This window comes from Candidatus Protochlamydia sp. R18, from assembly GCF_000648255.1.
Classification (GTDB): domain Bacteria; phylum Chlamydiota; class Chlamydiia; order Chlamydiales; family Parachlamydiaceae; genus Protochlamydia; species Protochlamydia amoebophila.
Genome location: NZ_BASL01000685.1, coordinates 1 through 8,031, shown reverse-complemented (window position 1 = coordinate 8,031; position 8,031 = coordinate 1). Strand labels below are relative to the sequence as shown.

6 protein-coding genes and 1 pseudogene are annotated in these 8,031 nt (G+C 34.6%); 5 read left to right on the top strand and 2 right to left on the bottom strand.

Annotated features, from left to right (window positions below; translation table 11 throughout):
* Nucleotides 1-280 precede the first annotated feature (280 nt).
* Nucleotides 281-892, bottom strand: a complete 612-nt coding sequence (locus tag TY19_RS11685; protein ID WP_052354760.1) for an aspartyl/asparaginyl beta-hydroxylase domain-containing protein — start codon at nucleotides 890-892, stop codon at nucleotides 281-283.
* Nucleotides 893-1,011: 119 nt separating this feature from the next.
* Here TY19_RS11685 and TY19_RS05265 point away from each other — a divergent pair, with 119 nt between their 5' ends.
* Nucleotides 1,012-2,274 carry an ArsB/NhaD family transporter gene (locus TY19_RS05265; protein WP_226988478.1) on the top strand — a complete coding sequence of 421 codons (1,263 nt, stop codon included), beginning with the start codon at nucleotides 1,012-1,014 and terminating at the stop codon, nucleotides 2,272-2,274.
* Nucleotides 2,275-2,360: 86 nt separating this feature from the next.
* On the opposite strand, the gene TY19_RS05260 is transcribed toward TY19_RS05265, so the two are convergent.
* Nucleotides 2,361-2,837: a hypothetical protein gene (locus TY19_RS05260; RefSeq protein WP_042280355.1), complete on the bottom strand. Its 477-nt coding sequence runs from the start codon at nucleotides 2,835-2,837 to the stop codon at nucleotides 2,361-2,363.
* Nucleotides 2,838-3,482: 645 nt separating this feature from the next.
* On the opposite strand from TY19_RS05260, the gene lpdA reads away from it, so the two are divergent.
* The 4 genes and pseudogenes from lpdA to TY19_RS12790 all read left to right on the top strand — a co-directional run.
* Nucleotides 3,483-4,889, top strand: a complete 1,407-nt coding sequence (lpdA, locus tag TY19_RS05255) for a dihydrolipoyl dehydrogenase (protein WP_042280357.1) — start codon at nucleotides 3,483-3,485, stop codon at nucleotides 4,887-4,889.
* Nucleotides 4,890-4,915: 26 nt separating this feature from the next.
* On the top strand, nucleotides 4,916-5,884 hold the full coding sequence (lipA, locus tag TY19_RS05250; RefSeq protein WP_079979212.1) for a lipoyl synthase: 969 nt from the start codon (nucleotides 4,916-4,918) through the stop codon (nucleotides 5,882-5,884).
* A 14-nt stretch (nucleotides 5,885-5,898) separates the two neighbouring features.
* Nucleotides 5,899-6,819, top strand: coding sequence for a HEAT repeat domain-containing protein (locus TY19_RS05245; protein WP_042280359.1), 921 nt, complete (start codon nucleotides 5,899-5,901; stop codon nucleotides 6,817-6,819).
* 31 nt (nucleotides 6,820-6,850) lie between these two features.
* A pseudogene (locus tag TY19_RS12790) lies at nucleotides 6,851-7,401 on the top strand (IS1 family transposase); the annotation flags it as partial.
* Between the last annotated feature and the right edge of the window lie 630 nt (nucleotides 7,402-8,031).

Below are 8,031 nucleotides of genomic sequence, written 5' to 3'. Positions count from 1 at the left end.
ATTTTATCAATGGAATCTATATCCCCAATAGAAATGTCATTGAAAATGTTTTTCTCAAACTACTTTTTTTCTTAAGTAACTTTTCATTCGAAAAGCTATTAATTTTATCAATGGAATCTATATCCCCAATAGAAATGTCATTGAAAATGTTTTTCTCAAAAGTTTGAATCACCTCGAATGAGTAATTTTCAGGAATTTATTCAACAAATTTCGATGTCACATTCATTGGGCCACATTCTTCCAGCATTGAAAATTTAAATTGGAAAAGAGGCCTTAGTAACTATTTTTTAAATGTTTCTAAAGGTCTTCTGAAGTCAATATACAAAATGATACGTTCTTCATTAGAATAATTCCAAGCGCTATGTTCTAAGTTGTCATTAAAAACAATCCCATCACCTGGCTTTTTCCAAATGAAGGTTTGATCTTTGACTTTTAATCCGCATTGTTCTTCAGCAGGAATAATTAATCCTAAATGGCAAATAAATGAGAGAGGATTGTTGTGTCGATGAGGGGCTAAGTCGCTGTGGGGATGAAGCCTTGAAAGAGCGACGAAATTAATGCTAGGGAAATGTTTTAAAAGAGCTGTCGTTTTAGGAAATCGGATAGGAAGAGAATCTAATACTTGTTCCCTTTGCTCTAAAGTTAAGCCTGCACTGACTTCCATTCCGTGACCTGAATAGTTCCCAAAATAGATGGGAAAAACAGTCCAATTCCCACTTAGAAATTGACAATGACCTGATTGATCATAGGTATCACTACCCCATCGGAGCCAAACTTTATTTTCGATCAACTCATCTTGAATGATCGGAAGATTAATTTGAATATCATGAATTTCTTTAAAACGTTTGATTGGAAAAAAGGGAGTTTCTTCATCAAATTCAAATAAAATCATATATACCTTAATAGTAAAATCGTGGTTATAAGAGTATTTTTAAAACATTGGATGACAATTTATGTTTTAATCAAGAAGAGATTTTGTGTATAACAAATTTTTATTTAATTGATTGAGGCATGATGATTTCTTTGGTGATCTTTGTAGCCTGCTATATTAGCTTTGTCTTAGTTCCTCAGCATAAAGCGATGATTTCATTAATAGGCGTTGCTGCTTTAATTATTTTACAACAAATAGGGTTGTTAGCGGCTTTTCATGAAATTCACTGGAACGTTATGGGGCTTTTCATGGGGACATTGATTTTGGCAGAGTTATTTCTGTATTCGCGAGTCCCAGCTGTGTTTGCGGAATGGTTAGTTGACCGTTCAAAAACAGTAAGAAGCGCTTTAATTAGTATTTTTCTTTTATCAAGCATTATTTCTATGTTTGTTGAAAATGTGGCTGTTGTTTTGTTAATCGCTCCAGTTGCCTTGGCGCTTTGCGAAAAATTAAAAATTTCACCTGTAAAACCGTTGATTTTATTAGCCATGTTTTCCAATTTACAGGGAACTGCAACGTTGATTGGGGATCCGCCTAGTATGATTTTAGGCACTTATATGAAAATGACTTTTGGTGATTTTTTTGTTTATTTAGGAAAGCCTGGTATTTTTTTTATTGTGCAAGTGGGTGCTTTTTTTACACTGTGGCTGGCTTTTTATCTTTTCAGAAATTTTAAACAACCTGCTGAATTGATCAAACTCGAAAAAGTGAAATCTTGGATTCCTTCATTATTGTTAGTGATTTTGATTGTAGGATTATCTATTGGCTCTCCTTTTGATCCAGATTCTTCTTGGATGGTAGGATCTTTTTCAATGGGTTTGGCTATAATAGGATTGATCTGGCACCATTTAGGCCCTAAATGGGTATTTACAGAACAGATTCTCAAGACGTTAGATTGGAAGACAACTTTTTTTCTGATGGCTCTATTTATTTTAGTCGGAGCTGTTCGTTTAGAGGGGTGGATGGACGCTTTAGCAAAGTGGATTGTGAGTCATGTTCCTCCTAATCTATTGATGGTTTATTTTTTTTTAATTTTTATTTCTTTAATCATATCAGCATTTGTCGACAATGTCCCTTATCTTCTCGCCATGATTCCTGTCGTGCAACAGGTAGCGGATAATACGGATTTTTCTTTGTCTCTCTTAATGTTTGCTTTATTTATTGGAACTTGTTTGGGAGGAAATATCACTCCTGTTGGTGCATCAGCAAATATAGTCGCAGTGAGTTTTTTGGAAAAGAATGGGTATTCTGTTACTTTTTCAACTTATACGTACTACGGACTTTTATTCACAGGAATGGCTATTATTCCGGCAACCATAACTTTGTGGGTCCTATGGTCTTAATAATCAAGCTTGAGTGAGTTTTTATAAATTCATCCAGATTTATTATCTGCAAAATAATAGAATTTAGAGAGTCATTTGAGGAAATTCTACTCATTTTCCAGCGTCTGTAAAAATCTCCAACCTAAAAAAATAAAAGGGAGGCTAAGACCTAAAAAAACACTCCAATAATGGCTCTTCCATTGGAGGGTAAGAGTTCCTTCTTGTGAAAAAAGAAGCAGAACGACTCCAAACAAGAAAAAAATAGATCCTGACATCAAAAATAAAGTAGGTAAAATGTCTTTTTTGAGAAGAGTCCAAGACATTTCTATCGTAACAAACGATCCTTCAGCTAATTCGGTCTGTTCCTTAGATTGAAATTCGTTTTGTTCATTTTCTTGGATTTGGTAGAGAGGAGTCGGAATTTCTTCTTCTTCTTCTTCCGATGAGTGGTAAGATGGTCTCCAACCTGAGTTTTCTTCATCTACAGCGTGAATATATACTCCGCAGTAGGGGCAATTATCTACGTTTTTTGCGACATTTCCTTCACAATTCCAACATAACTTTTTTTTAGGTACTGCGCTCATTAAAACGCCCTATTAATCTTATATAAATATTTAACTTTTTAACTTATTATTGGGATGCTCCGATCTCCATGTAGAAGGATTATAAACACCTATTGACATATTATCTTTTTCTTTATCAAAACGCAAGCATTAGAGAAAAATTTCATATAAATTTTGTCAAGTCCAAATTAAATAGAATTGCATATCTAACTTAAGTTGTTATTATTTAGTTGATTGTGATTTTTAACTTAATTTAATTTAAGTAAATAAAAAAGTTGTTTTTAGCCTTTAAAGATTGTTGAAAACAGCAAAAATAGCTAATTTTTAGAATCATTTTCTATGAAAAAACGAATTCTAATATTATTATTTAGAAAAGTCTTTTAAATGCACTTTTAAAAGACTTTTCTTCTTTCTTTTTTTGTTTTTGTTAACTTAGAGGTAGATTTAGATCTTTATTTTATTTTAATAATAAGTTTTTTTATATGGAAAGACTATTTGAGATCTTATTTTCTTCTTGTTTGATGCATTTATTTCCAAATTTTTCAAAGAAGTATGATGATTCTGAATTGACAATTGTATATGCTAAACATCTCATTTTAGAGTTTATGCTAATTAAAAATTTAGGAAGTTTTAACTCTAGTGACAAGTTTATCGAAGGAGAGAATAATGGAAATAAAAAAATTCGATGTGGCTGTTCTTGGAGGAGGCCCTGGCGGCTATCCAGCTGCGATTCGAGCAGCACAACAAGGTAAATCTGTTGCATTGATTGAAGCCAAAGAATTGGGTGGTACTTGTTTAAATAGGGGGTGTATTCCTTCAAAAGCTTTAATTGCTGGAGCAGAAGTTGTTGATCGCATCCATGAAGCGAAAGAATTTGGAATTCATGTGGGTGAAGTTAATATCGATTATGCTCAACTTGCTTTCCATAAAGACCGAGTGATTGAACGAATGCGTAAAGGCTTAGAAGGGCTTATGGCAACTAATAAAATTACTGTTTTTAAAGGATTTGGACAATTTATTTCCCCTCGAGAAATTAAAATCAAAGGTCAGGATAATACAAGTATTACCGCCGATCAAATTATCATCGCGACAGGATCAGAACCGCGTAATATTTCAGCTTTCCCATTTGACTATGAACGCATTCATGACTCTACCTCACTGCTAGCCATGAAAACTCTTCCTGAAAAACTTATTATCGTTGGAGGGGGAGTCATTGGCTGTGAATTTGCCTCTCTTTATGCCACTCTTGGTGTCCATGTGACAATCTTAGAATTGTTGCCACGTTTAATTTCGACTGAGGCTATTGAAGTATCACAAGCATTGACAAAAGCATTTATTAAGCGAGGTATTCAAGTAGAAACAGGTGTAAAAGTTCAAAAAATTGAACAAGTTGAGATGGGAATACAAGTTCAAGTAGAAGAAGGAAAACATTACGTTGCTGACTGTTGTTTAGTCGCAGTAGGTCGTTCTCTCAATACTAAAAACATTGGACTTGACAAAGCAGGTATTTTAGTTCAAGAAAATGGGATGATTGCTGTCAATGATAAAATGCAAACAAACGTTGATGGTATTTACGCGGTAGGGGACATTGCATCGAAGTGGTGGTTAGCTCACGTTGCTTCTCACCAAGGCCTTATAGCAGCAGACCAAATTTGTGGAAAAAGTAGTCGTATGTATTATCACGCGATTCCTTCCGTAATCTTTACTCATCCTGAAATCGCAACAGTCGGATTATCACTTGAAGAAGCGACGAAAAGAGGATATAAAGCTAAGTTAGCGAGCTTTCCTTTTCAGGCGCTTGGAAAATCTCAAGCTGCTTTGCAGGCAGAAGGATTTGCCCAAATTGTTGTCGAAGAAAAATCAGGACAGATTCTTGGCGCTCAAGTTGTTGGTTATGAAGCCTCTGTAATGATTGCAGAAATGACTCTAGCTATTACGAACGAATTAACCGTGGAATGTGTGGCAGAAACCATCCATGCCCATCCTACTCTACCGGAAGCTTGGCTAGAAACAGCACTACTAGGGGAAGGCTTACCCTTGCACTTACCCCCTAAAACGCAAAAAAAGGGATAAGATTCAATTTTTAAAGGACTGCTGTGATGGAAAACTCTCCAAAAACTCGTCGCTTAAATATTTTACCAGATAATCCTGAAAATACTGGAGATGGCGTGGTAGGGCTTGGCCGCTTTCCTTCATGGTTGCACCGGCCACTTCCTAAAGGAAATCAACTTCAGATTACTGGGCAAGTCATCAACCAAAATCGCTTACACACTGTTTGTGAAGAGGCTAAATGTCCCAATCTCTTAGAATGTTGGACTAAAAAAACTGCCACATTTCTTGTGATGGGTAAAGAGTGTTCACGTAACTGTGGTTTTTGTGATATAGACTTTTCAAAAAATCCTAAACCCCTAGATCGAAGTGAACCGTCGAGAGTTGCTTTATCTGTCCAGCAGTTAGGATTAAAGCACGTTGTAATCACAATGGTAGCACGAGATGATTTGTCTGATGGAGGAAGTTCTCATCTCGTCGAGGTCATTGACGCGATTAGGCAAACCAATGAAGATGTAACTATTGAGGTCTTAACTTCAGATTTTGAAGGAAATCGAAAGGCTCTAAGCCTTGTTTTACAGGCTAAACCTGAAATTTTTAATCATAATATTGAAACAGTTCGTCGTTTAACTCCACGTGTTAGACATAAAGCCACTTATGAAAGAACTTTAAATGTACTTGAACAAGCTGCTCAAAAGAAATATCACTCCCAGCTTAAGGTTAAATCGGGAATAATGGTGGGGTTAGGTGAGACTGAGGAAGAAATTTTTGAAACATTATTAGATTTAAAAAGGGTAGGATGTGAAATTGTCGCCATCGGACAGTATTTACAACCTAATCGGCAAAAACTTCTTGTAAAATCTTTTGTTCATCCCGATATTTTTAAAAAATATGAGCAATATGGATTGAGTATAGGAATACCCCATCTTTATTGTGGACCTTTTGTTAGATCTAGCTATAACGCAAATTTAGTTCTTATGCGTGCAAATCAAAAAAAAGCAATTGTTAACAGCGAATAGTAATTAGGTGAATGATGCAAGAATCAGGCGAACCATTTGAACATTATCCTTTAGTAGATGCAATGGATCATGAAATTTTAATGCATCGAGACGCTCATTTTGGCGGTCTCTTTTCTGTCATGTTAGATTATTATAAAGGAGAAGGAAAAGGAATTCAGCCTGACTTTACAATTGAGAGAATTGAACGATTGGCAACTCTTGAAGCTGAAATGAAAGAAAATTTAGCAGCTTTATTTTTTACAGCATCGGAAGCGCAAAAAGTGGCTGACGCGAGAGCAACGTATCAAAATTTACGTTCTATTTATGAAATTCAAAATCAACAAAATCGTTTTCCTCGATTGATTGCTGATTTAATTTTAACTGAAGACGAAGAAGCAGAAAAAGAAGTGAATGCCATTGTGGCGGAGAAAGATAAAATTGTTCCTCTTCTTATTGAATGTTTGGGCAATGAGCAATTTTATGATCCAATTTTTCCTGGCTATGGATTGCTACCCTCTTTGGTAGTTAAATGTTTAGGTAAAATTGGAGACAAACGAGCTATTATTTCTTTATTTGAAGCGCTTGGTCAAGGAGATTTTTTTGCAGATGAACAAATACTTAGAGCGCTCAAAGCAATTGGGGATCCTGCAAAGGCTTTTTTATTAAAAGTTGTTTGCGGGAAACCTCTGAATGAAGATAATGAACGTGCTGCGATTGGCTTACTTGCTTTTAAAGAAAATCCTGAAGTTGCAAATACATGTTTTAATCTATTAAAAAACGAAGATATTCAAAAAAGACCTTGCCTCTCCACTTATTTGGCTTTAGCTTGCATAGGTTTACAAGATGAGCGTTTAAGACAAGAATTTCGGAAAATGGTTACCCAGCCGCAACTCAATGCAATGTTGAAAGAGGATATGAAAGGAATTATTCACAGTTGGGATCAACTCGATCAATAAATCCTAGTATTTTGATAATCAATAGAGTTAAAAAAACAATGAAGCTAAAATCATTAACGAACACACAAAGGAACTTGCCAGAAACGCTCTTTGAGAAAGAGTGTTTCTTCCTAGAGTTGGTAGAATTTTTGAGGTAAGGATGCCATGGCTGCTAGATTTTATTGATTTCATTATCAATGATTTACTTGAGGGAAGATTTAAAGACCCAAGTCACTTGTCATGAGAACGATGAGTTGAAAATGATCAGTGGTTATAGCTTGTCTTCCATAAAAAAATTGCCAAGTGCTTGCTAGGCTAGTGGATCCTTTAAAAAACGCTGGACTTTTTTTGCAAAACGGCTTGAATCCTTAAAAAAAAGCCCTCTATTTCACTGATCAATTTAATGTTTATTAGGAAACTATTTCTTGGAGCCAACATCAACCCAGTTAGCAAGCCATCTGGTCAGACAAGCTACCTTGAAAGATTCATTGTACTCTTAAGACAAAGTGTGCAAGACTTGTAAGGAAAACACTTTCATTTTCTAAAAAGCTAACTAATCCCATTGGCTTAATAAAATATTTTATTTGTGATTACCATAGATAATTGAGAACCTTACCTAGTTAAAATTACCTTTAATTCATTAAATTTATCTTTTAGTAGTTTATTATTAAAATAATTAGATGTTTAAAGTTAAATAAATTTATATCTATTCAACTTCCTTTTATTAATGAGGGAAATTTGTAAATATTTTTAATGCTTTATTATTTTATTATTTTAATAAGATTTTCAAACTTTTCTAACGCTTTTAAAAAATCTCAAATTTCAAGGTGATAAATTCTTAAAAGCTTTGTGCATTCTAGCCACAATTCTAAGCTTTAAAAGATATGCTTTTTTCAAGTTTCCTAAAAATACACAGATCTTAAATATTGCTTTATTTTGGGCTAATTTTGGAGCTTAAAAAGCAGGTTATTTAAGAGGAAAGTCGGCTATAAATTTTAATTTTAAACCAATTTAGTTAGTTTTGTTGAGAAATAATAAAGCCAATTTTTATTGCTGCCTAAGCATTCCCTTGTTCAGTAGCAAGTTGATAATAACTTAGAGCTAGTTGACTGGATTGTTCAACTTCTTGCCCTTTTTTACAGAGTTCCAAGCTCGTATTGGGCATCTGCATGGCCTTGATCGGCAGCGAGTTTAAAATATTTAATAGCCTCTTGCCCTGATTGTGTAATACCC

What these genes read in the sequence shown, in the direction of transcription:
- TY19_RS11685 (WP_052354760.1), bottom strand. Translation starts at nt 892, where the DNA reads ATGATTTTATTTGAATTTGATGAAGAAACTCCCTTTTTTCCAATCAAA.
- TY19_RS05265 (WP_226988478.1), top strand. Translation starts at nt 1,012, where the DNA reads ATGATGATTTCTTTGGTGATCTTTGTAGCCTGCTATATTAGCTTTGTC.
- TY19_RS05260 (WP_042280355.1), bottom strand. Translation starts at nt 2,837, where the DNA reads ATGAGCGCAGTACCTAAAAAAAAGTTATGTTGGAATTGTGAAGGAAAT.
- lpdA (WP_042280357.1), top strand. Translation starts at nt 3,483, where the DNA reads ATGGAAATAAAAAAATTCGATGTGGCTGTTCTTGGAGGAGGCCCTGGC.
- lipA (WP_079979212.1), top strand. Translation starts at nt 4,916, where the DNA reads ATGGAAAACTCTCCAAAAACTCGTCGCTTAAATATTTTACCAGATAAT.
- TY19_RS05245 (WP_042280359.1), top strand. Translation starts at nt 5,899, where the DNA reads ATGCAAGAATCAGGCGAACCATTTGAACATTATCCTTTAGTAGATGCA.